The sequence below is a fragment of the Pseudomonas sp. PSB11 genome, from assembly GCF_014596605.1.
Taxonomy (GTDB): Bacteria; Pseudomonadota; Gammaproteobacteria; order Pseudomonadales; family Pseudomonadaceae; genus Aquipseudomonas; species Aquipseudomonas umsongensis.
Window position 1 is genome coordinate 1 of record NZ_NOIO01000030.1, and the last position, 24,858, is coordinate 24,858.

26 protein-coding genes and 1 pseudogene are annotated in these 24,858 nt (G+C 59.7%); 3 read left to right on the forward strand and 24 right to left on the reverse strand.

Annotated elements, in window-relative coordinates:
* Window positions 1-363 precede the first annotated feature (363 nt).
* Window positions 364-510: pseudogene (locus tag CGA21_RS25470) on the reverse strand (flagellar biosynthetic protein FlhB); the annotation flags it as partial.
* Between the two features lie 399 nt (window positions 511-909).
* On the opposite strand from CGA21_RS25470, the gene CGA21_RS25475 reads away from it, so the two are divergent.
* The 3 genes from CGA21_RS25475 (at window position 910) to CGA21_RS25485 (ending at window position 3,990) form a co-directional block, all read left to right on the forward strand.
* Entirely contained in the window at window positions 910-1,614 is a 705-nt protein-coding gene (locus CGA21_RS25475) for a transposase (RefSeq protein WP_110746165.1), read from the forward strand.
* Between the two features lie 163 nt (window positions 1,615-1,777).
* Entirely contained in the window at window positions 1,778-2,740 is a 963-nt protein-coding gene (locus CGA21_RS25480) for an RHS repeat-associated core domain-containing protein (protein ID WP_188265310.1), read from the forward strand.
* A 197-nt stretch (window positions 2,741-2,937) separates the two neighbouring features.
* Window positions 2,938-3,990, forward strand: a complete 1,053-nt coding sequence (locus CGA21_RS25485) for an RHS repeat-associated core domain-containing protein (RefSeq protein ID WP_188265311.1) — start codon at window positions 2,938-2,940, stop codon at window positions 3,988-3,990.
* 220 nt (window positions 3,991-4,210) lie between these two features.
* Here the strand turns inward: CGA21_RS25485 and flhB are convergent, their stop codons facing one another.
* The 23 genes from flhB to fliS form a co-directional block, all read right to left on the reverse strand.
* Window positions 4,211-5,350 (reverse strand): flagellar biosynthesis protein FlhB, encoded by a 1,140-nt coding sequence (gene flhB / locus CGA21_RS25490; RefSeq protein ID WP_110746159.1) that lies wholly within the window; start codon window positions 5,348-5,350, stop codon window positions 4,211-4,213.
* Window positions 5,351-5,353: 3 nt separating this feature from the next.
* Window positions 5,354-6,139 carry a flagellar biosynthetic protein FliR gene (gene fliR, locus CGA21_RS25495; protein ID WP_179056143.1) on the reverse strand — a complete coding sequence of 262 codons (786 nt, stop codon included), beginning with the start codon at window positions 6,137-6,139 and terminating at the stop codon, window positions 5,354-5,356.
* A 3-nt stretch (window positions 6,140-6,142) separates the two neighbouring features.
* The gene (gene fliQ, locus CGA21_RS25500) at window positions 6,143-6,412 is read right to left on the reverse strand and encodes a flagellar biosynthesis protein FliQ (protein WP_020796969.1); all 270 of its coding nucleotides are present in this window, start codon (window positions 6,410-6,412) and stop codon (window positions 6,143-6,145) included.
* Window positions 6,409-7,167, reverse strand: a complete 759-nt coding sequence (gene fliP, locus CGA21_RS25505; RefSeq protein WP_188265312.1) for a flagellar type III secretion system pore protein FliP — start codon at window positions 7,165-7,167, stop codon at window positions 6,409-6,411. The genes fliQ and fliP overlap by 4 nt, the downstream gene beginning before the upstream one ends.
* Entirely contained in the window at window positions 7,167-7,619 is a 453-nt protein-coding gene (gene fliO / locus CGA21_RS25510; RefSeq protein ID WP_188265313.1) for a flagellar biosynthetic protein FliO, read from the reverse strand. The genes fliP and fliO overlap by 1 nt, the downstream gene beginning before the upstream one ends.
* Window positions 7,620-8,078, reverse strand: coding sequence for a flagellar motor switch protein FliN (gene fliN, locus CGA21_RS25515; protein WP_020796966.1), 459 nt, complete (start codon window positions 8,076-8,078; stop codon window positions 7,620-7,622). It lies immediately after the preceding gene.
* A gap of 64 nt (window positions 8,079-8,142) precedes the next feature.
* Window positions 8,143-9,111 (reverse strand): flagellar motor switch protein FliM, encoded by a 969-nt coding sequence (gene fliM, locus CGA21_RS25520; RefSeq protein ID WP_020796965.1) that lies wholly within the window; start codon window positions 9,109-9,111, stop codon window positions 8,143-8,145.
* Window positions 9,112-9,120: 9 nt separating this feature from the next.
* Window positions 9,121-9,621: a flagellar basal body-associated protein FliL gene (fliL, locus tag CGA21_RS25525; RefSeq protein ID WP_110746154.1), complete on the reverse strand. Its 501-nt coding sequence runs from the start codon at window positions 9,619-9,621 to the stop codon at window positions 9,121-9,123.
* 165 nt (window positions 9,622-9,786) lie between these two features.
* On the reverse strand, window positions 9,787-11,076 hold the full coding sequence (locus tag CGA21_RS25530) for a flagellar hook-length control protein FliK (protein ID WP_188265314.1): 1,290 nt from the start codon (window positions 11,074-11,076) through the stop codon (window positions 9,787-9,789).
* 101 nt (window positions 11,077-11,177) lie between these two features.
* Entirely contained in the window at window positions 11,178-11,528 is a 351-nt protein-coding gene (locus CGA21_RS25535; RefSeq protein WP_110746150.1) for an Hpt domain-containing protein, read from the reverse strand.
* 30 nt (window positions 11,529-11,558) lie between these two features.
* Window positions 11,559-13,265, reverse strand: coding sequence for a SpoIIE family protein phosphatase (locus CGA21_RS25540; RefSeq protein WP_188265336.1), 1,707 nt, complete (start codon window positions 13,263-13,265; stop codon window positions 11,559-11,561).
* A 5-nt stretch (window positions 13,266-13,270) separates the two neighbouring features.
* Window positions 13,271-13,570, reverse strand: coding sequence for an STAS domain-containing protein (locus CGA21_RS25545; RefSeq protein ID WP_110746148.1), 300 nt, complete (start codon window positions 13,568-13,570; stop codon window positions 13,271-13,273).
* Window positions 13,571-13,737: 167 nt separating this feature from the next.
* A complete protein-coding gene (fliJ, locus tag CGA21_RS25550; RefSeq protein WP_188265315.1) occupies window positions 13,738-14,187 on the reverse strand; it encodes a flagellar export protein FliJ in 450 nt (149 codons plus the stop codon).
* 6 nt (window positions 14,188-14,193) lie between these two features.
* The gene (fliI, locus tag CGA21_RS25555; RefSeq protein ID WP_110746146.1) at window positions 14,194-15,552 is read right to left on the reverse strand and encodes a flagellar protein export ATPase FliI; all 1,359 of its coding nucleotides are present in this window, start codon (window positions 15,550-15,552) and stop codon (window positions 14,194-14,196) included.
* Window positions 15,542-16,324 (reverse strand): flagellar assembly protein FliH, encoded by a 783-nt coding sequence (gene fliH / locus CGA21_RS25560; protein ID WP_110746144.1) that lies wholly within the window; start codon window positions 16,322-16,324, stop codon window positions 15,542-15,544. Before fliH ends, fliI begins: the two co-directional genes overlap by 11 nt.
* Window positions 16,325-16,328: 4 nt before the next feature.
* Complete coding sequence (gene fliG / locus CGA21_RS25565) at window positions 16,329-17,348, reverse strand: flagellar motor switch protein FliG (protein WP_110746142.1); 1,020 nt, start codon at window positions 17,346-17,348, stop codon at window positions 16,329-16,331.
* Window positions 17,341-19,128 carry a flagellar basal-body MS-ring/collar protein FliF gene (fliF, locus tag CGA21_RS25570; RefSeq protein WP_110746140.1) on the reverse strand — a complete coding sequence of 596 codons (1,788 nt, stop codon included), beginning with the start codon at window positions 19,126-19,128 and terminating at the stop codon, window positions 17,341-17,343. Before fliF ends, fliG begins: the two co-directional genes overlap by 8 nt.
* 15 nt (window positions 19,129-19,143) lie before the next feature.
* Window positions 19,144-19,473, reverse strand: a complete 330-nt coding sequence (gene fliE, locus CGA21_RS25575; protein ID WP_033044919.1) for a flagellar hook-basal body complex protein FliE — start codon at window positions 19,471-19,473, stop codon at window positions 19,144-19,146.
* Between the two features lie 234 nt (window positions 19,474-19,707).
* Window positions 19,708-21,093: a sigma-54-dependent transcriptional regulator gene (locus tag CGA21_RS25580; RefSeq protein WP_188265316.1), complete on the reverse strand. Its 1,386-nt coding sequence runs from the start codon at window positions 21,091-21,093 to the stop codon at window positions 19,708-19,710.
* A 5-nt stretch (window positions 21,094-21,098) separates the two neighbouring features.
* Entirely contained in the window at window positions 21,099-22,304 is a 1,206-nt protein-coding gene (locus CGA21_RS25585) for a sensor histidine kinase (RefSeq protein ID WP_411157091.1), read from the reverse strand.
* Window positions 22,305-22,434: 130 nt separating this feature from the next.
* Window positions 22,435-23,910: a sigma-54 dependent transcriptional regulator gene (locus CGA21_RS25590; protein WP_110746134.1), complete on the reverse strand. Its 1,476-nt coding sequence runs from the start codon at window positions 23,908-23,910 to the stop codon at window positions 22,435-22,437.
* A 173-nt stretch (window positions 23,911-24,083) separates the two neighbouring features.
* Window positions 24,084-24,380 (reverse strand): flagellar protein FliT, encoded by a 297-nt coding sequence (gene fliT, locus CGA21_RS25595; RefSeq protein ID WP_110746132.1) that lies wholly within the window; start codon window positions 24,378-24,380, stop codon window positions 24,084-24,086.
* A gap of 15 nt (window positions 24,381-24,395) precedes the next feature.
* Window positions 24,396-24,794: a flagellar export chaperone FliS gene (gene fliS, locus CGA21_RS25600; RefSeq protein ID WP_188265317.1), complete on the reverse strand. Its 399-nt coding sequence runs from the start codon at window positions 24,792-24,794 to the stop codon at window positions 24,396-24,398.
* Window positions 24,795-24,858 lie beyond the last annotated feature (64 nt).

Here is a 24,858-nt window from a genome sequence, read left to right on the forward strand (position 1 = left end):
CTCGCAGTGTCTGTCGTTGAAATAGCATCACCATAATGGTGACGCGTTCCTCGGTACTCAAGTGTTTGTATTGGGTAGACATGGCAACACCTTACATCAGGTATTGCACTTACTCCTTGAGACCGCCGAGCCCTCAACGAGAGAGATGACAGGCTTGCGCAGCTTAACAAGGTCATTTCAATGCGACGGGAGCACATTGCAAGTTCACCTAGGTGGAGAAGTACAGGAACAATTTATTTACCCACAGCAATTATGGAGGGACACTTGACTGCCTTACCAGTTGCAAGTTCGTCCCGAAGCACCAGCAACCTTGCATTTAACGCAAACATCATTCGCAAGGATTATTAATTAAAACATGGAGCCCTAATCCCGCCGCAAATCCGGCGGGATCGGCAGATCATTCTTGAGCGGATCCGGGCGCTTGCCCTTGCCCGCGCGGTATTGGCGAATTTGATAGACGTAGGCCAATACCTAGGTGACGGCGAGGTGCAGGCCGCCAAAGACTTCCTGCTAGATCCGTGAGGTGGGGAGGCCGGCCAGATGATTCTCAGATTTATTTCATTAAGGCTGCTATCTTTTGATTTTTAAACATCCATGTTTAATCGACATCTCCAGACACTTACAGAGCCTACACAATCTTGCGTCACAGCCTACGCCTGCGCCAGAATCCGCCGGCTTGTGCGCCTGAGGGCCGGAGAGAAAAGGGGACAAGGAGAAAAGGGGACAAGAAAAGGGGACGGATCTATTTAAGGGAGAGAAAAAGAGAAAAGGGGACGGATTTATTTAAGCGCCAGATTTATTTAAGCGCCATACACAACAAAGAAGGATAGATTTGCTTACAACAAACACGGATTATTTTTTCCGCTACGACTAGGCTTTCGACGTCATCGAAAGGACGTAGGAGGACATATGCCGAGAGTCGGACGCGTAGTATTGCCCAACCACCCCCACCATGTCGTACAGCGGGGCCACAATCGGCAAGTCGTATTCGCTGACGCCCGTGATTTTGAGTACTATCTCGCAGACCTGCGCGAGCTAAAAGAGGCCCTCGGTTTGAGGGTTTATGCCTATTGTTTGATGACCAATCATGTCCATCTTTTGCTCTCACCTGGCGACACGCCCGCAAGCTTAGGGCAACTGATGAAAGCCCTCGCCGCTCGCATGACTCGTTATCGAAATAAGCTGGAAGGACGCTCAGGCACTCTATGGGAGAGTCGTTACAAGTCCAGCGTCGTTCAATCGGACACTTACCTTCTAGCGTGTAGCCGATACATTGAGTTAAACCCCGTGAGAGCTCTTATTGTGTCGAGAGCGGAAAACTATCCGTGGTCGAGCTATCGTCTTCGCGTAGTAGAGCCAGCAGAAAATAATTGGCTGGACGTTGATCCATGCTTTGAAGCACTTGGCACAACAGAAGTCGCTCGACGAGATCGTTATAAAGAATTTGTAGCGCAGGTTGCTCCGAGTGGAGAACTGGACCTAATTAGAAGTGCACTGCAACGAGGACAACTGACAGGAGCATCGCGCTTTGTGGACGAAATAGAGCAAATCACAGGACTTCGAATAATAGATCGAGGTCGAGGCAGGCCCACGAAAAATATCAACAAAGATTAGCGAAGGTCAGAATCCGCTCCTTTCAATGCTCTTAAATAAATCCGTCCCCTTTTTCAATGATCGAACGCGAAAGCCCAACTCACCTATCAGTTCTGCTAGTTCCCAACTGTTGCAGAGGCGCCAATACTGAACCCACCGCACTTCGGACCCGGGATAACCGCCCATGACATCAGCACCGCGCGAAACCGTGCTCCGCCATTACCACTATGACCCCCTCGATCGACTGATCAGTCATGCACTGGCAGATACCCCCGCTCACCAAACCTTCTACTGCAAAAGCAGGCTGACCACCGAGATACAGGGTGCGATGCGCTATTCGATCATGCAGCAGGGCGACCAGTTGTTGGCGCAACAACAAAGTGGGGTTGATGCACCTGACACCACGCTGATGGCCACCGATCAGCAGCGTTCGGTGCTGAAGACGGTCAAGGCCAATCAGCCACCGCAGCCCATCGCTTATTCGCCCTATGGTCACTGCTCTGCTGAAAGCGGGTTAGTCAGCCTTCTCGGTTTTAACGGCGAACGGCCGGATCCGGTGACGCGATGTTATTTGCTGGGGAATGGCTATCGGGCGTTCAACCCTGCGCTGATGCGATTTGACAGTCCGGACAGCTTGAGTCCGTTTAGTAAAGGCGGGTTGAATGCCTATACATATTGCATGGGAGACCCCATCAACTTGATCGACTCGACGGGACATTCCGCAGTCAAGTGGTTGCAGCGACAATTGGGAATGCACCCCATTTATCTATCTGATCACTATCGACCCAAGGCAATAGTTCCCACCCGACTAGCGGAAAATGCTTATTCACGAATAGGCGCAATAGGAGAACAAATCGAAAAACTACAGGAGGCTGCGCTGATATCAACGTTCTTGCGAGACAGAACCCTTGCGTATGCAGTGGGAAACCCCCTGCTTTCCGCGAGTGAAAGTGCCATCGCAATTGACCGGGCACGATATACCCCCCTATTCGAGTCAATGTATGCAGCCAGGCAATCTCTTCAACACGCCCCCTTTCTCAGAAACGATATACTCCATATTTTCGAATACGCGGCAAGACCAATGAAAGATAGAGAGTTAGTTGCCACCTATAGAAAAAGACTTGAGTCAGTCAGCACACCTGAATAGACGCACTCAAAACTGAACAGGCCCGCATTCGCAAGAAATATTTTGTTTAGGCTTGAAACAAAGCCATCCATCAGTTTATCGCGATCGTCTGAAACAGAAAATAGAACCCACCCCCCCTATCAGTTCTGCTAGTACCCAACGCTTGCCAAGGCGCCAATACTGAACTCCCGCACTTCGGACCATTGGGGTAACAACCCATGACACCATCACCGCGCGAAACCGTGCTCCGCCATTACCACTATGACCCCCTCGATCGACTGATCAGTCATGCACTGGCAGATACCCCCGGGCACCAAACCTTCTACTGCAAAAGCAGGCTGACCACCGAGATACAGGGTGCGATGTGTTACTCGATCGTCCAGCATGGCGATCAGTTGTTGGCGCAACGGCGAAGTGAGGGAGATGCACCTGCCACCACACTCCTGGCCACCGATCAGCAGCGTTCGGTTCTGCAGACGGTCGAGGTCAATCATCCAACACCGCCCATTGCCTATACGCCCTACGGCCACCGCACTGGTGAAAGCGGGTTACTCAGCCTGCTCGCTTTCAATGGCGAACGACCGGATGCGGTAACCAGCTGTTATTTACTGGGGAATGGGTATCGGGCGTTTAATCCGCTATTGATGCGGTTTAATAGTCCGGATAGTTTGAGTCCATTTGGCGAGGGCGGATTGAACTCGTATACGTATTGCTGGAGCGACCCTATCAATCTAATGGACCCAATCGGTCACAGCCCTATTGCACAAGCATTTATGTCAAAAACTCATACTTATATAAATAAATCAGCCTCCAGATCAGTAAGGAAAAAAATTATCAAAACACGAACGTCATCACCCAACGCAGTAAAAGAACTATTAACTGAAAAAGCCACAGAACTTAAAACCTTATTTGACGAAACCAATACTCTAACGGCCGCGAGAAAAGACACAGGAGATATCAGTAAATTCAGAATACCCGCCACACTCGAGCTGGCCACCGATCGATATTTCCATCATTACAAAGAAGGAATCCGATACAACAAATCAGGAATTCCCGCCCCGAAAAAACCCATTATAGCCATGAGCAAGTCAGGTCAAGAAGTATTGCGTACCGATTTTTTCGAAGACGCCGCAGCTTTCTTCCACCACCTAGCTAACGAGCACTTCCCCCCAAATGTAAAAAAACGCCTGGAAGAAGCTGCAGGGAAGACAATAATTAAAAGAGTACAGTACATCCGAGATTACGCATTGAGACACTTTAAGCCAGAGTAAAAAAGAATACAGGAGCCACCCGAGCTCTCGCCAGAGACGGGCCCAAGATACCGTCCGAACTATACGAGTGAACATGGAGGTTGGAGCTCGATCTACATCTCAGGCAAAACACTTAAGGAGCTGCCAAGTCCCTCCCTCGATGATCAGTCGAGAACTATCGCTCTGATAGAGCGATAGTCGAGATACCGCTGCCGGAGGCCGCGATCGTTTGCTTTGGATTTCAGGAATCGCGGCGCAAATCCGGCGGGATCGGCAAGTCATCCTTGAGCGGATCCGGCCGCTTGCCCTTGCCCGCGCGGTATTGGCGAATCTGGTAGACGTAGGCCAGTACCTGGGCGACGGCGAGGTACAGGCCGCCGGGGATTTCTTGCTCAAGTTCGGTGGAGTAGTAAATCGACCGCGCCAACGCCGGCGATTCCAACAGCAGAATTTCATTGGCCGTCGCAATTTCGCGAATCTTCAACGCCAGGAAGTCGCTGCCCTTGGCAATCAACATCGGCGCCCCGCTCTTGTCCGGGTCGTACTTGAGGGCCACGGCATAGTGGGTCGGGTTGGTGATGACCACGTCGGCATCCGGCACCGCCGCCATCATCCGGCGCTGGGACATCTCGCGTTGCAGTTGGCGAATCCGTTGCTTGACCTCCGGCCGCCCCTCCTGGTCCTTGTGCTCATCGCGGATTTCCTGCTTGGTCATCTTGAGCTTCTTGATGCTTTCCCAGATCTGGATCGGCACGTCGACGGCGGCGATGATGATCAGCCCGCAGGCCATCCACAAGGTGCTCCACCCGACCACTTGCAGGCTGTGGGTGATGGCCCGGTCCAGCGGTTCGTGGGCGATGCGCAGCAGGTCGTCGATGTCCGCCGACAACACCGCCAAGGCCACGAACAGGACGATGAAGAACTTGGCCAGGGCCTTGAGCAGTTCGGTCACGGCCTTGGCCGAGAACATGCGCTTGAGACCCGCGCCGGGGTTCATGCGGCTGAATTTGGGTGCCATGGTGCCGGCGGAAAACAGCCAGCCACCGAGGGATATCGGGCCGATCAAGGCGGCCAGCAGCAGGGTGATCATCACCGGCTGGATCGCCAGCAAGGCAATCTGCCCCGAATGCAGGAGGTAGGTGCCCATCGAACGCTGGTCCAGCACCACGTCACGCGACAGGGAAAAATTCAGGCGCATAAGGTCCATCATGTCCTGCGCCAGGGCCCCACCGAAGACCAGCAGCGCACCCGCTCCAGCGAGCATGATCGCCAGGGTATTGAGCTCCTTGGAACGGGCAATCTCACCCTTCTCACGGGCGTCCTTCTTCTTTTTCTCCGTGGGGTCTTCTGTCTTGTCCTGACCGCTTTCGCTCTCAGCCATGCCTCAGCGCGCCTGTGCTAGTTCGCGTAAAAACTGCAAGGCCTCGGAGGCCAGCGGTTGATACTGGTTGAGAATGTCCGCCAGCCCGACCCAGAGGATGAACATCCCGAGCACCAGGGTCAGCGGGAAGCCGATGGAGAAGATGTTCAGTTGCGGCGCGGCGCGGGTCATCACGCCAAACGCAATGTTGACCACCAGCAACGCGGTGATCGCCGGCAGCACCAGCAGCAGCGCCGCGCCGAGCACCCAGCCGAGTTTGCCGGCCAGTTCCCAGTAATGGTTGACCATCAGGCCGCTGCCGACCGGCAAGGTGGTGAAGCTCTCGGTCAGCACCTCGAACACCACCAGATGGCCGTTCATGGAGAGGAACATCAGCGTCACCAGCATAGTGAAGAACTGCCCGATCACCGCCACCGACACGCCGTTGGTGGGGTCGACCATCGATGCGAAGCCCATGCCCATCTGGATCGCGACGATCTGCCCCGCCACCACGAAGGCCTGGAAAAACAGTTGCAGGGAGAACCCCAGGATCGCGCCGACGAGGATCTGCTCGGCAATCAGCAGCAGACCGCTCAGGTCCAGCGCATTCACCGGCGGCATCGGCGGCAGGCCCGGGGCGATGACCACGGTGATGGCCAGGGCGAAGTACAGGCGAATGCGCTTGGGTACCAGGGAAGTGCCGAACACTGGCATCACCATCAGCAAGGCGCCGACGCGAAACAGCGGCAACATGAACGTCGCCACCCAGGTACTGATCTGGGTATCGGTCAGCTGCAGCAGCGACGACATGGCTTAGCCGATAACCTGCGGAATACTGCCGTACAGCTGCAGGATGTACTCCATGAACGTCTGCACCAGCCAAGGGCCGGCGACGATCAGCGTTACCAGCATCACCAGCAGGCGCGGCAGAAAACTCAAGGTCTGTTCGTTGATCTGCGTCGCGGCCTGGAACATCGCCACGACCAGGCCGACCAGCAGACTCGGGATCACCAACACCGCAACCATCAGCGTGGTCAGCCACAAGGCTTCGCGGAAGATATCGACGGCAACTTCAGGCGTCATGGCGAGACACCGCCGAAGCTGCTGGCCAAGGTGCCGATGATCAGCGCCCAGCCATCGACCAGCACGAACAGCATGATCTTGAACGGCAGGGAAATGATCAGCGGCGAGAGCATCATCATACCCATGGCCATCAGCACACTGGCCACGACCAGGTCGATGATCAGGAACGGGATGAAGATCATGAAGCCGATCTGGAACGCGGTCTTGAGCTCGGAGGTCACGAAGGCCGGCACCAGGATGGTCAGCGGCGCCTGGTCCGGCGTGGCGATGTCGGTGCGCTTGGACAGGCGCATGAACAACTCCAGGTCACTGGTGCGCGTCTGGGCCAGCATGAAGTCCTTGATCGGTACCTGGGCCTTGGCCACGGCATCCTGGGCGGTCATCTTTTCCGCCAGGTAGGGTTGCAAGGCATCCTGGTTCACCCGGTCGAACACCGGCGCCATGATGAACATCGTCAGGAACAGCGCCATGCCGGTGAGGATCTGGTTCGACGGCGTCTGCTGCAGGCCCAGGGCCTGACGCAGGATCGAGAAGACGATGATGATCCGGGTGAAGCTGGTCATCAGCATGACGAACGCCGGGATGAAACTCAGCGCGGTCATGATCAGCAGGATCTGCAGGCTGACCGAATATTCCTGGGCACCTTCGGCGTTGGTGCCCAAGGTGATGGCCGGGATCGACAATGGATCGGCGGCGAACGCCAGCGGCGCGGCCAGCATCATGGCCAGGGTCAAGACGATGCGCAGCGCGCCCATTACTTCTTATCCTTCTGATCCTTGCCCATCAACTCCATCAGGCGCTGGGCAAACTCGGGGGTCGCTTTTTCAGTAGCACTTGGCACCTGCACCGGCTCCTTGAGCACATGCAACGCGGTGATGGTGCCCGGGCTCAGGCCGAGCAGGATCTGTTCGTTGCCGACTTGCACGAGCATCAAGCGATCACGGGGCCCCAGCGCGCGGGAGCCGATCAACTCGATGACCTGACCCTTGCCGGCCGGCCCGGCGTGTTGCACCCGGCGCAAGAGCCAGGCGAGGAAGAAAATCAGCCCCAGCACCAGCAATAAACCCAGCACAAGCTGCGTCAACTGCCCGGCCACGCCGCTGTTGACCGCGGGCGCGGCGGCGGCATTGGCGACAGGCTCGGCGGCCAGCACAATGCCTGGCAACGCCAGGGCCAGCCCCGAAAACAACCCCAGGAGCCTTTTCACTCAGCGCAGCTTCTTGATGCGTTCGCTTGGGCTGATCACGTCGGTCAGGCGGATGCCGAACTTCTCGTTGACCACCACCACTTCGCCATGGGCGATCAGGGTGCCGTTGACCAGCACGTCCAGTGGCTCACCGGCCAGGCGATCCAGTTCAATGACCGAGCCCTGGTTGAGCTGCAACAGGTTGCGGATGTTGATGTCGGTGCTGCCGACCTCCATGGAGATCGACACCGGGATATCGAGGATCACGTCCAGGTTCGGGCCTTCCAGGCTCACCGGGTCGTTGTTTTTCGGCACGCTGCCGAACTCTTCCATGGGCAGGCGGTTGGACGAGGAACGGCCAGCATCGGCGGCCAGCAAGGCGTCGATATCGGCCTGCCCGGCGTCGCCGGTTTCTTCCAGGGCAGCAGCCCACTCATCAGCCAGCGCCTGATCGTCCAGGGTATTCATATTGTCAGCCATCATTTGTCCTCGGCGAACAACTCTTCAATGAGAAGAGTTGATTAATAGGGGGAGTCGCGCCGCCTCAACGGCGCTCGATCGGCTCGATCACTTGCAGTGCAAGGTTGCCCTTGTGCGAACCCATCTTGACCTTGAAGGCCGGCACGCCGTTGGCGCGCATCACCAGTTCTTCCTGCATGTCCACGGGAATCACGTCCCCCGGCTGCATGTGCAGGATGTCGCGCAGCTTCAACTGGCGACGGGCAACCGTGGCGTTGATCGGTACATCGACGTCCATCACGTCCTGGCGCAAGGCGTTGACCCAGCGTTCGTCCTGGTCGTCCAGGTCGGACTGGAAGCCGGCATCGAGCATTTCGCGCACCGGTTCGATCATCGAGTAAGGCATGGTCACGTGCAGGTCGCCGCCACCGCCATCGAGTTCGATGTGGAAGGTCGACACCACAATGGCTTCGCTCGGGCCGACGATATTGGCCATGGCCGGGTTCACTTCCGAGTTGATGTACTCGAAGTTCACTTCCATGATCGCCTGCCAGGCTTCCTTCAAATCGACGAATGCCTGCTCCAGGACCATGCGCACCACGCGCAATTCGGTCGGGGTGAACTCACGGCCTTCGATCTTGGCGTGACGGCCATCGCCGCCGAAGAAGTTGTCCACCAGCTTGAACACCAGCTTGGCGTCGAGGATGAACAGCGCCGTGCCGCGCAGCGGCTTGATCTTGACCAGGTTGAGGCTGGTCGGCACGTACAGCGAGTGCACGTATTCGCCGAACTTCATCACCTGCACACCACCGACCGCCACGTCTGCCGAACGGCGCAGCATGTTGAACATGCTGATGCGCGTGTAGCGGGCAAAACGCTCGTTGATCATCTCCAGCGTCGGCATGCGTCCACGGACGATGCGATCCTGGCTGGTCAGGTCGTAGCTCTTGACGGTGCCGGGTTCGGCAGCGATATCGGTCTGTACCAGACCATCGTCGACGCCATGCAACAGCGCGTCGATCTCATCCTGGGACAGCAGGTCCTGCACGGCCATGTCGTGTTCCTACTGCAGTACGAAATTAGTGAAAAGCAACTGTTCGATCACCACTTTGCCGAGCTCTTTCTGCGCCACTTCCTGGACGCTGGCGGTGGCCTTCTGGCGCAACATTTCCTGGCCGACCGGCGAGGCGAGGGTCGCGAAATCCTGACCGGAGAACAGCATCACCAGGTTGTTGCGGATCACCGGCATGTGCACCTTGAGCGCGTCCAGATCCGCCTGGTTGCGCGCAAGCATGGTAATGCTCACTTGCATGTAGCGCTGGCGCCCGTTCTGGTTGTAGTTGGCCACGAACGCCGGGGCCATCGGCTCGAAAACGGCAGGCTGCTTGCCCGCGGGGCTGGTTTCGCTCAGGACGGCAGGCTTGCTCTGGGCACTGTGCATGAAGTACCAGGTCGCCCCCACAGACAAGCCGATCGCCAGCAACAGCGCCACCACGATCAAGATGATCAGCTTGAGTTTGCCTTTGGTTGCGGGGTCTTTTACTGCTGCGTCGCTCTTCGCCATGCCAATAATCCGTCACTATTCGGTTTTTACAGTCGCGCGACTAGGCAAGAGCAAGTGTTATGCCAGAAGCAAAAGATCGCAGCCTGCGGCAGCTCCTACATTGGACTGCGTACATCCTGTAGGAGCTGCCGAAGGCTGCGATCTTTTAGGGGGCGCCGCGAATTATCAGGCGTAATAATCGACTGCGCTGGAGCCAATCACGCTAGTCGGACTGGCCGCAACTTGGGTAACGCTGGCCGAAAGCTCGTCATCCATCGAATCAAGGCGACTGCCGCCGGTATTGGCGCGTCCACTCTGCGCCTGCTGATGTTGCGCCTGGTCCTGTGAGCCCCGGGACTGGTCAGAGACGTTGACGTCAACCTGGCCCATGCCCTGCTGGGTGAACATGTCGCGCAAACGCTGCATCTGCCCGTCCAGCGCTTCACGCACGCCCGGATGCGCGCTCATGAACGTCACCTGGGTCTGCTGATCGGGCACCATGTTCACCCGAATGTCGAGACGACCGAGTTCGGCCGGCTGCAACTGGATGTCGGCGGCCTTGAGATTGGCGCTGGACAGGTACATGACCCGATTCACCACTTCTTCGGTCCAGCCGCTCTGATGCATCGCGATGGGCTGGTTGACCGGCAGGGCGTTGGCGGTTTTTGGCGTCGCTGCCTGGGTCAGTGCCGCCAGGCGGTTGGCGAAATCGTCGACCCGGGTATCGCTGCTGGCAGACTTGAGGTCCATGAGCCCATCATCGATCAGGCCACTGAAGGCCTGGTCGCCGCCCTGGTCGGTACTGTCCTTGTCGGTTTGCACGTCGAGCATGTTTGCCATGCCGGCGGCGAAGGTCTGCGCTGCAGTCCGTGCACCGTCGACCTCTGTCGGAGGTGCCTTGGGTTGTGCCTGGCTTGAGGCCGAGACATGGCCACTCTGCTCCATGGCCATGCGCAGGGCTGGCAGGGCGTCCAGTGGGTCGGCTTCGGGATCGAATCCTGTGTCAGTGGCGGGGACGGCTGGCGGGACGGCTGGCGGGATGACCGCCGCAACGGGCGCTTCGACGGCTGGCTGATCAGCTACAACAGGCGCCGCGACGACAAGCACCGCGGCAGGATCAACCGGCGCCGCTTCGACGCCCCCTGCCTGTTCGTCCGTCGCATCGGCGCTGTCCTGCGTGTCGTCGGCTTGCGCCGGTTTGTCGGCGGGCAAGCTTTTGCCGCTATCGGCAACGACAGGCGTCTCGGCGGCAGCGTTATCCTTGACGCCGTCCTTTTTACCGAAGCTGTCGGCCTTGTGAGGTTGTGGTTTCGAAGCTTCGTCAGCAGCCGGGTTGCGGCCTTGTGCGGCGTACACCTGAGAGAAGCTCGACGCCTTGTCCCCGGGCTCGGCGGCGACCTTCGTGGAAGGGGCGGCGGCGGCCTGACTCTTGGCCTGGGCGGCGGCCTGAAGAAGAGAATTTGGGGTAAAGGGCATTTAACGGTCTCCGCTGCACTGGGATCGTAGGTACAGTTGCAAGAGTTGATTGCAAGGGGCGGGCCAGTTTCGCCTGATGGCGACGAAAAGCGTCGTGCGCCTCAGCTCTCCGCCAGGGACCGTTGCCGCTCAGCTTCGTAAAGAGGCCGAACGATCGCGAACTCAAGGTCGATGGCAGTGATCAGCTCGTGGATTTCGGAGGGCGAAAGCTTTTCAGCATTTTTCTCAAGCTCGTCACATAGCGCGACAAGCTTGACGGCACCCATATTGCTGCTGCTGCCTTTGAAGCTGTGGGCCACGCCTACCAGCTGCGCAGCTTTACCTGCCTCGCGCAACGCTTGCAGGCGCTCTTCGGAATCGGCGAGAAAGGTATCCAGCAACTGCGGATACGCGTCCTCCATGACCTCGCGCAACTCGTTCAGCGCGTCGAGGTCCAGATGTTCATCAGCCACTTGTTCGCTCCTTGATCAAGAATTTATGGATTATGCCAGAGCCTTCCAGAGAAACTCCACGCGGGCACTTCGACCATCGTCAGACCAGCTTGCATTATGACCCAACTGACGGATCAGGCTGATGCCACGTCCAGACAGACGGACAGGATCGACGGGACGTTCCAGTACCCGCCCGACATCAAATCCCTTGCCGCTGTCCTCGACGCGAATTGCCAGGCATCCACCCTCGCCTTGCGGGGTAACCTGCAAATGCACCCGGACATAACCGTCCTCAAGCTCGTCCAGGCGTGCATTGCGCTGTTGATAATAGCGGGTGAAACCCGACACATCCCGCTTAAGGCTGGAATCCAGGCCTAGCACTCCATGCTCCAGGGCGTTGGAGTACAACTCGGCCAGAACGCTGTAGAGCGCCCCGCTTTGAGCCCGCAGACCGTGTACTTCCTGCAACAATTGCAAGAGGTAGGGCAACGGATTGAAGCGCTTGAGCGTTGCAGCGCGAAACTCGAAACTGGCCGACCAGTCCAGAGGGCAGGACTGGCCACTGTCGGAATAGATCGGCAGCGGCGGGCTCGCCTGCGTGGGCGCAGGCAGGCTGACCTCGACCATGCTGACGTCGTCGCGCGCCTCACCACGAAAGTCCCGAAGCGCCTGCTCGATATCCTCGAACAAGGTGTCGGGTTGACGATTGGCGGCAAATACCTGCTGCAACCGCTGCACACCAAACAGCTGCTCATCGGCGTCGCAGGTATCAATCACCCCGTCGGACAACAGGAATATCCGATCACCCAGGGCCATCGGAAATACTTCGGTGCGATCATCGAAGGTTGGCGGGCTCAGCACCCCCAGTGGCAAATGCCGCGCGGTCAGTGGCGTTCGCTCGCCGCTGGCAACGCTGTGCAGGTAGCCGTCCGGCATGCCGCCGTTCCAGACCTCCACCGAGCGATTCTGGACACTCAGGCACAGCATCGTGGCGCAACAGAACATGTCCACCGGCAGGATGCGCTTGAGCTTGGCATTCATCTCGCGCAGGGTTTCCGCCAGGCCGTAGCCCTTGGCGGTCATGCCGTAGAAGACTTCGGCCAGGGGCATGGCGCCAACGGCGGCGGGCAGGCCATGGCCGGTGAAATCGCCGAGCAGCACATGCATGTCCCCTGCCGGGGTGAAGGCGGCCAACAGCAAGTCGCCGTTGAACAATGCGTAAGGCGATTGCAGGTAGCGGATGTTGGGCGCATTCAGGCAGCCGGAATGAGCCACCTTGTCGAACACCGCCTTGGCCACGCGCTGTTCGTTGAGCAAGTATTCATGGTGCCTGGCGATCTGGTCGCGCTGCTGCACGACAGTGGCCTGCAAGCGCCGCAAGCGGTCCATCGCCTTGATTTTGGCGGCGAGGATCACCTGGTTGTAGGGTTTTGCCAGAAAATCGTCACCCCCGACCTCCAGGCAGCGGGCCAATGCCTGGTTTTCCGACAGCGAGGTGAGGAAGATGATCGGCACCAGGGTTTCGCCCGCCAATGCCTTGATTTGCGCGGCCGCCTCGAAGCCATCCATCACCGGCATCATCGCGTCCATCAACACCAGCTGCGGCCGTTGCTGGCGAAACATTTCCACCGCTTCGGCGCCGTTGGCGGCCGTCAGCACTTGATGCCCCTGACGGCGCACGATGCTCGACAACAGCATCCGATCGGCGGCGCTGTCTTCGGCGATCAGGATCGTCAGCGATTCGAGTGCCGGTTGCACAGTGATCAACTGATGTCGAACAGCTTGTCGAAGTTGGAAATGGCGAGGATTTTCCTCACATCGCAACTGCTGTTGACCACGCGGATATCGGAATCGTCGCCGCCAGCGTGATCTCGCAACAGCAGCAGCATGCCCAGGGCGGAACTGTCGAGGTAGGTGGCTTCCTTCAGATCGACGACGACTTCGGCGAGCGCCTTGTCTTCGTAGGATTGCCGAAATTCCTGATGCTTGGCGAAATCGAATCGTCCCTTGACCGATATCGTCAGCTTTTGCCCATCCGGGGACACTTCTGAAACGACTGACATGTCATGGCTTCCTTGTCGTTGATAAACCTTCTTGTACAAGGTTTAGCATTGGGTAGAGGTTGGGGCAAGGCAGGATATTTCTGGAGGTCTCGAGCCCCACAGGTTGACCGCCTTTCTCCTGTGGCAGCGAGCCTGCTCGCGAACAACGATAACGCGGTCCATATGATTCAATACGCATCATGGCGCGGCAACCGCTGGGACAATTCATCCAGCAGCTTTTGCTCGCGCTTGTCCTCCAGCGCCCGCGCTTCGTCCTGGTAGCGCTGGACCAGCTTACGCAAGCCTTCTACCCGGGCGAACGCCTGCTGCCAGGTGTCGCGCGCCTTGTTCAGGTTGTTCTGGTGCCAGGCCAGGCTTTGCCGCTGTTGATCGATGGCCGTGCCCAACTGCGCGAGAAAGCCCTGGTAGCCCAGCAACCATTGGCCGGACACGCCACTGCTGCCGCGTACGATCCACTGTTCCTGATAGTCGAGTCGAAAGGCTTCGAGGTCGGCCAGCTTGCTTTCGGCCAGGCGCACCTGCCCCTGGAAGTGGCCCAGGCGCTGGACCGCGGCTTTCTCGGCCTTCTCGGCCATTTCCACCACGGGGGCCAGGCGGCCCGCCCGAGTCTGGGCCATGGCCGGTTAACCGCCCGCCGCGGGCGCGAAGATCGAGGCGAGATACGCCTCGCTTTCGCCAAGGCTGATGCTGTCGTTGAGGCCCTGGCGCAGGTATTTGACCAGTTGCGGCTGCAAGGAAATCGCCAGGTCGGTCTCGCGGTCACCGCCGGCGACGTAGGCGCCGACGCTGATCAGGTCGCGGCTTTGCTGGTAGCGCGACCACAATTGTTTGAAGTACTGCGCGCGGGTCATGTGCTCCGGCGAGACTACCGCCGGCATGACCCGGCTGATGGAGGCTTCGATATCGATGGCCGGGTAATGGCCTTCCTCGGCCAGGCGCCGCGACAGCACGATGTGCCCGTCGAGCACGCCCCGCGCCGAGTCGGCAATCGGGTCCTGCTGGTCGTCGCCTTCGGACAGCACGGTATAGAACGCAGTAATCGAGCCACCGCCCTTCTCGGCATTGCCCGCGCGCTCTACCAGTTTCGGCAACTTGGCGAACACCGAGGGCGGATACCCCTTGGTCGCCGGTGGCTCGCCGATGGCCAGGGCAATTTCCCGCTGGGCCTGGGCGAAACGCGTCAGCGAATCCATCAGCAGCAGCACGTTCTTGCCCTTGTCGCGGAAATACTCGGCGATTCGCGTGCAATACATGGCGGCGCGCAGGCGCATCAGCGGTGCATCGTCGGCGGGCGACGCCACCACCACCGAGCGCTTGAGCCCTTCTTCACCGAGGATGTGCTCGATGAACTCCTTGACCTCTCGACCGCGCTCACCGATCAGGCCGACGACGATGATGTCGGCCTCTGTGAAGCGCGTCATCATGCCCAGCAATACGGATTTACCGACGCCGGTACCGGCGAACAGGCCAAGTCGCTGACCGCGCCCGACCGTCAACATGCCATTGATGCAGCGAATGCCCACATCCAGGGGCTCGCTGATCGGCTCGCGCTTGAGCGGGTTGATGGTCGGGCCGTCCATCGGCACCCAGTCTTCGGCCTTCATTCCGCCCTTGCCATCCAGGGCGCGTCCGGCACCGTCGAGTACGCGCCCGAGCATGCTCATGCCCATCGGCAAGCGACCGCTGTCGGACAGGGGCACCACCCGCGCACCGGGGGCAATGCCGGCTACGCTGCCCACCGGCATCAAAAACACCTTGCTGCCGGAAAAGCCCATGACTTCGGCTTCGACCTGCACGGGATGATAGCTGTCATCGTTGATGACCATGCAGCGGCTGCCCATGGCCGCGCGCAAGCCCTCGGCTTCGAGGGTCAGGCCGACCATGCGCAACAGGCGGCCTTCGAGGATCGGTGCGCCGGCCAGTTCGATCGCCCCGGCGTAACTGCTCAGGCGCTTGGCGAAACTGGTGCGCTTAAGGTGCATCGGGAACCGCCGCTGGTTTGCTTGCGCTGGACAGATCGATGCTCAGATCCGGCGCCGCGGGGTGCAAGGCCTGCTCGTGAAGCTGGTCGAACAGCTTGTCCATCACCTGCGTCACACGGGTTTCGACCGTGGCATCGATGCGGCTGTGTTCGGTTTCGACTCGGCAACCACCGGGCAACAGCGCTTCGTCCTCGACGATGCGCCAGGTTTCCTCATGTCGCTCGCGCAGGGCTTTGACCTGTTCGAAATCCTGCGGATTGATGTACAGCCGCACGTTGTTGACGCCCAACGGCAACAGCTTGAGGGCTTCGCGCATCACGTGTTCGATCTGCGTCGAGTCCATGGCCAGTTCGCGCTGGATCACCTGTTTGGTCATGTGCCGCACCAGTTCGACCAAGGACTTTTCAATCTGCGTGTCTTGTTCGGCGATGGGCTCGAATAGATGCGCCATCAACTTTTCAAGCGCGGCAACCTTGGCCGCCAACACCGCATCAGCTTCCTGACGAACCTTGAGCGTGGTGCTATGGAACCCTTCTTTTTCGCCCACCGCAAAACCTTCGTTGTAGGCTTCCTGGCGAATGCTCTCGAGCTCTTCGAGGGTCAGTGGCTGGACCTCTTCGAGCGGCACCTCCTCCATTTCCGGCGGCTCGGGTTCGGGCTCGGGCTCCGGCTCAGGGGCCGGCGGATCGAAGCTGGGCAGCGCCCAGGTATCGAAACCTCCGACATCCCTGGCGCGGATCAAGTCAGAGGGCAGCTCGTCATTCTTGGCCATGGCGTTAGATCATTTCCTCGGCGCCCTTGCCGCCGAGCACGATTTCGCCCGCTTCGGCCATGCGACGGGCGATGGTGAGGATTTCCTTCTGCGCGGTTTCCACATCGCTGACGCGCACCGGGCCCTTGGCCTCGAGATCGTCGCGCAACAGTTCGGCCGCACGCTTGGACATGTTCTTGAAGATCTTCTCCTTGACGCTTTCGTCCGAGCCCTTGAGGGCCAGCACCAGCACGTCGGAGGACACTTCGCGCAGCAACGCCTGGATGCCGCGGTCATCGACATCGGCCAGGTTGTTGAACACGAACATGAGGTCTTCGATCTGACCGGACAGGTCCTCATCGACTTCGCGGATCGAGTCCATGAGCTGGCCTTCGATCGAGCTGTCGAGGAAGTTCATGATGTCGGCTGCGCGCTTGATGCCGCCCAGGCTGGTGCGCGAAGCATTGGAGTTACCGGAGAACTGCTTCTCGAGAATCTGGTTGAGCTCCTTGAGGGCCGCAGGCTGCACGGTGTTGAGCGAGGAAACCCGCAGGATGATATCCAGGCGCACCTTATGGTCGAAGTTGCCCAGCACTTCACCGGCCTGATCCGGATCGAGGTACGCCACCACGATCGCCTGGATCTGTGGGTGCTCGTAACGGATCACGTCGGCGACCGCGCGCGGTTCCATCCATTTCAGGCTGTCCAGGCCGCTGGTATTGCCACCCAGCAGGATGCGATCGATCAGGCCGTTGGCCTTGTCCTCGCCCAGGGCCTGGGTGAGCATTTTGCGAACGTAGTCATCGGAACCGACGCCCAGGCTGGTCTGGTCGCCGACGATGTCGACAAACTCGCTCATCACCTGCTCGACCTGCTCACGGTGCACGTTACCCATCTGCGCCATGGCCACGCCGACACGCTGGACCTCTTTGGGCCCCATGTGACGCAACACCTGGGCAGCGTCGGTTGAGCCCAGCGACAGCAGCAGGATCGCGGCTTTGTCGACCTTGCTCAGTTTGGCGGCAATGGCTCGGTTATCACTCATCTGCGTTAATCCACTCTTTCACGACCTGGGCGACACGGCCCGGGTCTTCTGCCACCAGACTCTTGATTGCGTTCAACTGCGCGTCATAGCCTTCGCTCGGGCTCGGCAACAGGATACTGGTCGGGCCTCCGAGGCTGATACGGTCGTTGGCCAGCTCGCCGTCCAGGCCGCCCATGCCGCCGAGCTCGACGTCGCTGCCGATGCCCGCCAACTGCTTGCCTTTGCCGCCACCGGTGATGTTGTTGAGCACCGGACGCAACACACCAAACACCAGCACCAGAATGAACAGGACACCCAGCAGCTGCTTGACGATGTCCCAGAACCACGGCTGGGAGTAGAACGGCACATCGGCAATCACTTCACCGCGCTCGGTGGAGAACGGCATGTTGATCACGCTGACGCTGTCGCCACGACTGGCATCGAAGCCGACCGCGTCCTGCACCAGGCGGGTGAAACGGGCCAGCTCATCGGCGCTCCACGGCGCACGGGCGATTTCACCGTTGGCCGGGTTGATCTTGACCTGGTCATCGACCACCACCGAGACCGACAGGCGATTCAATCGCCCCTGCTGTTGCTTGGTGTGGCTGATGGAGCGGTCGAGCTCGAAGTTCTTGGTCGATTGCTGGCGCTTGTCCGCCGGATACGGTGCGAGCATTGGCTGGCCGGTGGCCGGATCCATGACTTGCTGGCCGTTGGCATCGAGCAATGGCTGGCCTGGCTGCACCATGCCGGCCGACGCCGTGGCGCCACCGGTGGTTTGCGGCGCCGAGGCTGGCGACGGCGGCTGGTTGCTCAGGGCACCCGGCACACCTTGCGGGCCGTTACTGGCGGTGCGCTGTTCGTTCACCGACTGCTCGCTGCGCAATGCCGGCTGGTCGGGGTTGAACTGTTCGGAGGTGGACTCGACGGCGCTGAAGTCGACATCGGCCGAGACTTCGGCCTTGTAGCGGTCGTTGCCCAGCACCGGTTGCAGAATGTTGTGCACGCGCTGGGTGAGCATGCTCTCCATGCGGCGGCTGTAATCGAATTGCTTGCCGGCCATGGTCAGTTCGGAGTTTTCCGCCTGATCGGACAGCAGGTTACCTTTCTGGTCGACAACGGTGATCTGCGACTTGCTGAGTTCGGGAACGCTGGTCGCCACCAGATTGATGATGGCCACGACCTGCCCCGGCTCCAGCGAACGCCCGGAATACAGCTCGACCAACACCGACGCGCTGGGCTTGCGCTCGTCGCGCACGAACACCGAACTTTTCGGGATTGCCAGGTGCACGCGGGCACCCTTGACATTGTTCAGGCTGGAAATGGTGCGCGCCAATTCGCCTTCCAGGCCGCGACGGTAACGGGTCGCTTCCATGAACTGACTGGTGCCCAGGCCCTGTTCCTTGTCGAGGATCTCAAAACCGATGTTGCCATCGCTGGGAGTGACACCAGCGCCCGCGAGCTTGAGGCGTGCGCGGGACAGGTCTTCGGCCTTGACCAGCAAGGCGCCGGAATTGGGTTCCACGGTATAGGCGATATCGGCGGCCGCCAGGGTATCCATCACCTGCTTGGCGTCCATGCCGGCAAGGCTGCCATACAACGGACGGTAATCCGGCTGCTGGGACCACAACACCACGGCAAAGCCAATCGCCACGCTCGCGGCCAGGCCGACCATCAGCCCCACCTGGCGCAGCATGGTCATCTCGGAGAGGTTTTCCAGGAAGGACAACCCGAACAGCGGCGGTTTGCCGTCTACGGAGTTGGCCTTGGCCGGAACATTGTCAGCGATAGCATCTGCCATGACTCAATCTCGTCCTTAAACCGGCATCTGCATGATGTCCTGATACGCCTGGACCAGCTTGTTGCGCACCTGGGTCAATGCCTGGAAAGACACGCTGGCCTTCTGCGAGGAAATCATCACGTCCGTCAGGTCGACACCGCTCTTGCCGATCTCGAAGGCGTTGGCCAACGACGTGGAAGCCTGCTGGGTGTCGTTGACCTTGTTGACGGCCTGACCGAGCATGTCGGCAAAGCTGCTGCCATTCAATTCAGGGACGGCGGCAGTCGATTTCGGCGCAGACATGGCGTCCATTTGCATGGCCCGCATATCCAGCATCAATCGATTGAATTCAATACCTTGGCTCATGCTCTACTCTCTCTGGCGGCCCGCAATTTTTTGACGCTCACTCAGCGGGTAACGAGGTGTTAGCAACAAGGGTGCCAGCTCCGTGCCTACCTCAAACAAAAGCCGGCAGCGCGATCCCCCCTGTAGGAGCGAGGCTTGCCCGCGAAGAACGATGATGCGGTGTGACAGGTGCGCCGCAGCGCCTGGTTCGCCGGCAAGCCTGGCTCCTACGGGAGAACCGGGCGTCACGGTGGATCAGGTAGCAAACAAATATGCTTCCACGTCCATTCCGGCATCGCGCATCTGCGCCAGCTTGTAGCGCAAGGTGCGCGGGCTGATGCCCAGGCGCTCGGCGGCCTCTTTGCGGCGGCCGCGCTCGGTGCGCAAGGTGTCGATGATCATCTGGAACTCACGGCGCCGCAGGTCGTCGCCCAGCGCGCCGCCAGATTCAGCCTCGACCGCCCGCACTGGCGTTGGCGCTGGCGCCAATGCCGGCAACGGCGCGCAGGCGATCGGTCCGTTCAGGCAAAAATCCTGCGGCTCGATCACCCCGCCCTGCTGCAGGATCAACGCACGCTGCAGCGCATTGTCCAGTTCACGCACGTTGCCCGGCCACGGATAGGCGATCAGGCACGCCTGGGCCGCGGGCGACAGCCTGGCCGCGGCATGCTTCATTTTATTGACGTGCCTGGCCAACAGTCGCTCGGCCAGCGGCAGGATATCGGCGGTGCGCTCGCGCAACGGCCGCCAAGCCAGGGGGAATACCGAGAGGCGATAGTACAGGTCTTCACGAAAACGCCCCGCCGCCACCTCACCCGCCAAGTCCCGGTTGGTGGTCGCGACCACACGGATATCCAGGGCTATCGGCTTGCGCGCACCCACTCGCTCAACCTCGCGCTCCTGCAACACCCGCAGCAACTTGGCCTGCAACCCCAAGGGCATTTCGGAAATTTCATCGAGCAGGATCGTCCCGCCATCGGCCTGTTCGAACTTGCCGGCCTGCGCTGCGATGGCGCCGGTGAACGAGCCCTTTTCGTGCCCGAAGAGCGTGGCCTCCAGCATGTTGTCCGGAATCGCCGCGCAGTTGATCGCAATGAACGGCTGACTGGCCCGATGAGAGTGCTGGTGAATGTAGCGCGCCAGCACTTCCTTGCCGGTGCCGGACTCTCCGGAGATCAGCACCGTAGAATCACTGCGCGCCACCCGCGCGGCCAACTCCAGCAACTGGGCACTGGCCGGCTCGAACGCCACGGGCCCTTCGCCATCGGTGGCGCCGACCCTACCCTGGGCGTGCCGTGCGACCAGGTCGAGCAGCGCCTTGGGCTCGAACGGCTTGACCAGGTAATCCGCCGCCCCTTGGCGCATCGCATCCACCGCGCGCTCGACGGCACCGTGCGCGGTCATCAGCAGCACCGGCAGTTGCGGCTGTCGCGCCCGCAGCAGAGCGAGCAACTGATGACCATCCATGCCCGGCATGTTGACGTCGCTGACCACCAGATTGAACGCCTCGCCCGCTGCGGCCTCCAGGGCTTCCTGCGCCGATGCCACGGCCTTGTAATCGTGGCCGGCCAGCAACAGCGTGTCTGCCAGCGCTTCGCGCAATGCGCGGTCATCCTCGACCAGTAGAACCTTGATAGCCATGAGCTTCACTCCACTGCCTGGACACTGTCAAAAAGCGGCAGCAGTACCTGCGCACAGGTGCCGCGACCGATCCGCGAGCGCAAGCGCAACTCGCCCTGGTGCGCCCTCGCGACCGCCTTGACCACGGTCAGGCCGAGACCGGTGCCGGTGGCCTTGGTGGTAAAAAACGGCTCCCCCAGACGCGCCAACACCGCTTCGTCGATACCGCTGCCGCTATCGCTGACGCACAAGCGCAGGTTATTGCCACGGGTGTAGAGGTGCACCTTCAGGCGCACATCAGCGGCACTGGCCTGAATGGCGTTTTCGATCAGATTGAGGACCGCACCCACCAGGGTGTCGCGATTGCACAGCAGTTCGCCGGCATGGGCGTCGCATTGCCAGCGAATCGGCAAGTCCTGCACATGCGCCAGGGCCGCCGCCTGGAGTGATTGCATCAGCTGCGCCGGCGTCACGCGGTCGGTCAATGGCAGCTCGCCGCGCGCGAACACCAGCATGTCGCGCACCTGATGTTCCAGCTCATGCAAGCGCTCCTTGAGCCGCCCGGCGAAGCGCTGCTGGGTGGCCACCGGCAGCGCCTGCTCGGTCAAGTGGCTGGCATAGAGCAAGGCCGCGGACAATGGCGTGCGAATCTGATGCGCCAGCGACGCCACCATGCGCCCCAGGGAAGACAGGCGTTCGTGGCGCGCCAGTTGATCTTGCAGATGACGGGTCTCGGTAAGGTCGTTGAGCAGCACCAGCTGCCCAGGCTCGGCATCCAGCGAACGGGTGGCAATCGACAGGCGCCTACCATCCTTGAGGGAGACTTCATGACCGTCGTCTTCACGGGGCGCAAAGCAACGGGCAATGACCTGTCGCCACAGCTCACCTTCGAGGGGCAGGCCGAGCAGTTCGCACGCCGCTGGATTGGCTTCGCGCACGATGCCCTGGGCGTCGATGACGATGATGCCACCAGGCAAGAGGTCGAGCAGATGTTGCAGGCGATTGGCCAGGCGTTCTTTCTCTGCAAGCTCCTGCATGCGCTGGGCGCTGACCACCGCCAACTCACCCTTGAGCTCGGTCACCCGGGCTTCGAGCATGCTGTAGGAGTTGGTCAATTGGCTCGACATCTGGTTGAACAGGGCAAACGCCTGCTCAAGGCCAAGCCGGCTCGCCTGCTCTACCGACGACGATTGCCCCAGGGCATCCCCCAAGGTATCGGGAGCAGGAGACATCTGGGCGGATGGGGGCATTGGGTGCTCTCTCGCTTGGCTGACCGTCAGTGAAACGGAACGTTGCGAGGGCTATAGCAATACCCGTGCCTAAAAAAAACTGCTTGAAAATGAACGGCTTGAAAAACAGGCGTCAATCATCCGCCTGTTCATCACCGTCACGACGACTCATGCCGTACTTGCGCATTTTCTCCACCAGCGTGGTCCGGCGGATACGCAGGCGCTCAGCGGCGCGCGCAACAATGCCATTGGCATCGTCCAGCGCTTGCTGGATCAGGCCTTGCTCCAGGCCACCGAGGTAATCCTTCAGGTCCAGGCCTTCAGGCGGCAGCATGGCATGGGTGGTGAAGTCCGGGGTATGGCCATTGATTGCCACCCGCTCTTCGAGATCGCTGCGCAGGGTGTCGACCAATTGCTCGTCTTCATCGTCGACGTAGCGGAATTTCTTCGGCAGCTCGACCACGCCGATCACCCCGTATGGATGCATGATCGCCATGCGCTCCACCAGGTTGGCCAGCTCGCGGACGTTGCCCGGCCAGCCGTGACGGCACAGCGACATGATGGCCGCGGAGTTGAAACGGATCGAACCGCGCTTCTCGTGCTCCATGCGCGAGATCAACTCGTTCATCAGCAGCGGAATGTCTTCTACGCGCTCGCGCAGCGGCGCCATCTCGATCGGGAACACGTTCAGGCGGTAATACAGGTCTTCGCGGAAGGTGCCGATCTCGATCATGCTTTCGAGATTCTTGTGGGTCGCCGCAATGATGCGCACATCGACGCTCTGGGTCTTGTTGCTGCCCACGCGCTCAAACGTACGCTCTTGCAACACGCGCAGCAGCTTGACCTGCATCGGCAGTGGCATGTCGCCAATTTCGTCGAGGAACAGAGTGCCGCCATTGGCCAGCTCGAAACGCCCGGCACGGCTGGTGATCGCCCCGGTGAACGCGCCCTTCTCATGGCCGAACAATTCGCTTTCCAGCAGCTCGGCCGGAATCGCCCCGCAATTGACCGGCACGAACGGTGCCTCGCGGCGCTTGGAGTGGTAATGCAGGTTGCGCGCGACCACTTCCTTGCCGGTCCCGGACTCACCGAGGATCAGCACACTGGCATCAGTATCGGCCACTTGCTGCATCATCTGGCGCACGTGCTGGATCGCCCGGCTGGTGCCGACGAGGCTGCGGAACAGATTGGGCTCACGATGCCGACCGCGCTCGCGGGCCTGGTCGTACATCTCGCGATAGACCTGGGCACGGTGCAGCGAATCGAGCAACTTGCTGTAGCTAGGTGGCATTTCGAGGGTCGACAGCACCCGGCGACGCTGGTCTTCCGGCAGATCGATGGAAGAATTATCGCCCATCAGCAAAATCGGAAGGAACTCATCCCATGTCGACAGTGTCTTTAACAAGCCCTGAAGCGAACCCGGAGCGTTGACCGTCCCGATAAGGACACAGATCACTTCACGACTAGAAGATAAAGAGACGACCGCCTGCTGCCAGTCGTGGCTACCGCAGGGTAAATTTTCTTCGCCGAGAAAATTTAAAATCACCGCCAGGTCGCGGCGGCGGACGCTATCGTCATCGATCAGCAGAATTTTGGTTTCACGCCACATGCAATCGTAACTTCCCTAGTCGACCCGGTGCCCGAAATGAGTGGGCAAGCTAGACGCTTGCAGACCGTTAATGCCTGTAGACGCCTGAAATCTGGAAACAGCCACTAGTAAAGTCAAAAAACCGTTCACAGTCAAATTTATGGCGCAATGAGCACGGATTAAGCAGAAACTAGTTAACCAAACAGATGGTAAACCTTTGCGGCACTCTTCGCTTGGTTGATCTGCGACATCTCATCGACTATCGCCTGACGCTCGCCCATCGTCACCGTCAATAAATCTTTGTACACCGCGAGCAAGCTCTCAAGGTGGGTGCGCAACGCTTCTTCGTCGATGGGTGCTTCACTGAGCACCTCGTCGACGCATTCGCGGCAAGCCGAATCCAGCTCGCCGATCGCATCCCAGTTACGCGCGGCCAGCGCATCGATCAGCGCTTCGCGGGTTTGTTCGATCCGTTGCAGTGCTTGGCTCATGGGGCCTTCCTCAAACTAGCCTGCTTGTTGGTCGGCAATCGCATCCCAACCGCTTTTGACGGTTACCAACAACCCCATCACTTCGTCGATTATCTGGGGGTCATTCTTCAGATTGGCGTTGGTCAACCGCTGAATCATGTAGCCGTAGAGGCTATCGAGTTGTTGCAGGGATTCATCTTCCTTGGCCCTTTCGGCATCGATACCTTCGCGCAACCCACCGATGATGTCGACGGCCTTGCCGATCATCAGGCCCTTGTGCGCAATATCGCCACGTTCCAGAGCACCCTTGGCCTGGGCCATGCGATCGAGACCGCCTTCCATCAGCATTTGCACCAGGCGATGGGGACTCGCCTCGGAAATCTGCGCATGGGAGTTGACCTTCTGATACTGGCGAAGGGCTTTCATCGGATTCATGGTTCTACCTCGTTCAACGCTTAAACAGTAATTGGAATCGACGCTTAGCTGTTATGTCGACGCC

What these genes read in the sequence shown, in the direction of transcription:
- fliH (WP_110746144.1), bottom strand. Translation starts at nt 16,324, where the DNA reads ATGGCCAAGAATGACGAGCTGCCCTCTGACTTGATCCGCGCCAGGGAT.
- fliN (WP_020796966.1), bottom strand. Translation starts at nt 8,078, where the DNA reads ATGGCTGACAATATGAATACCCTGGACGATCAGGCGCTGGCTGATGAG.
- fliJ (WP_188265315.1), bottom strand. Translation starts at nt 14,187, where the DNA reads ATGGCCCAGACTCGGGCGGGCCGCCTGGCCCCCGTGGTGGAAATGGCC.
- fliG (WP_110746142.1), bottom strand. Translation starts at nt 17,348, where the DNA reads ATGAGTGATAACCGAGCCATTGCCGCCAAACTGAGCAAGGTCGACAAA.
- fliR (WP_179056143.1), bottom strand. Translation starts at nt 6,139, where the DNA reads ATGTCGTCGCTGCTGCAGCTGACCGATACCCAGATCAGTACCTGGGTG.
- CGA21_RS25580 (WP_188265316.1), bottom strand. Translation starts at nt 21,093, where the DNA reads ATGGCTATCAAGGTTCTACTGGTCGAGGATGACCGCGCATTGCGCGAA.
- CGA21_RS25585 (WP_411157091.1), bottom strand. Translation starts at nt 22,304, where the DNA reads ATGTCTCCTGCTCCCGATACCTTGGGGGATGCCCTGGGGCAATCGTCG.
- CGA21_RS25475 (WP_110746165.1), top strand. Translation starts at nt 910, where the DNA reads ATGCCGAGAGTCGGACGCGTAGTATTGCCCAACCACCCCCACCATGTC.
- CGA21_RS25480 (WP_188265310.1), top strand. Translation starts at nt 1,778, where the DNA reads ATGACATCAGCACCGCGCGAAACCGTGCTCCGCCATTACCACTATGAC.
- CGA21_RS25590 (WP_110746134.1), bottom strand. Translation starts at nt 23,910, where the DNA reads ATGTGGCGTGAAACCAAAATTCTGCTGATCGATGACGATAGCGTCCGC.
- fliQ (WP_020796969.1), bottom strand. Translation starts at nt 6,412, where the DNA reads ATGACGCCTGAAGTTGCCGTCGATATCTTCCGCGAAGCCTTGTGGCTG.
- flhB (WP_110746159.1), bottom strand. Translation starts at nt 5,350, where the DNA reads ATGGCTGAGAGCGAAAGCGGTCAGGACAAGACAGAAGACCCCACGGAG.
- fliT (WP_110746132.1), bottom strand. Translation starts at nt 24,380, where the DNA reads ATGAGCCAAGCACTGCAACGGATCGAACAAACCCGCGAAGCGCTGATC.
- fliL (WP_110746154.1), bottom strand. Translation starts at nt 9,621, where the DNA reads ATGGCGAAGAGCGACGCAGCAGTAAAAGACCCCGCAACCAAAGGCAAA.
- CGA21_RS25485 (WP_188265311.1), top strand. Translation starts at nt 2,938, where the DNA reads ATGACACCATCACCGCGCGAAACCGTGCTCCGCCATTACCACTATGAC.
- CGA21_RS25530 (WP_188265314.1), bottom strand. Translation starts at nt 11,076, where the DNA reads ATGCCCTTTACCCCAAATTCTCTTCTTCAGGCCGCCGCCCAGGCCAAG.
- fliP (WP_188265312.1), bottom strand. Translation starts at nt 7,167, where the DNA reads ATGGGCGCGCTGCGCATCGTCTTGACCCTGGCCATGATGCTGGCCGCG.
- fliE (WP_033044919.1), bottom strand. Translation starts at nt 19,473, where the DNA reads ATGAGCCAAGGTATTGAATTCAATCGATTGATGCTGGATATGCGGGCC.
- fliS (WP_188265317.1), bottom strand. Translation starts at nt 24,794, where the DNA reads ATGAATCCGATGAAAGCCCTTCGCCAGTATCAGAAGGTCAACTCCCAT.
- CGA21_RS25545 (WP_110746148.1), bottom strand. Translation starts at nt 13,570, where the DNA reads ATGTCAGTCGTTTCAGAAGTGTCCCCGGATGGGCAAAAGCTGACGATA.
- fliM (WP_020796965.1), bottom strand. Translation starts at nt 9,111, where the DNA reads ATGGCCGTGCAGGACCTGCTGTCCCAGGATGAGATCGACGCGCTGTTG.
- fliF (WP_110746140.1), bottom strand. Translation starts at nt 19,128, where the DNA reads ATGGCAGATGCTATCGCTGACAATGTTCCGGCCAAGGCCAACTCCGTA.
- fliI (WP_110746146.1), bottom strand. Translation starts at nt 15,552, where the DNA reads ATGCACCTTAAGCGCACCAGTTTCGCCAAGCGCCTGAGCAGTTACGCC.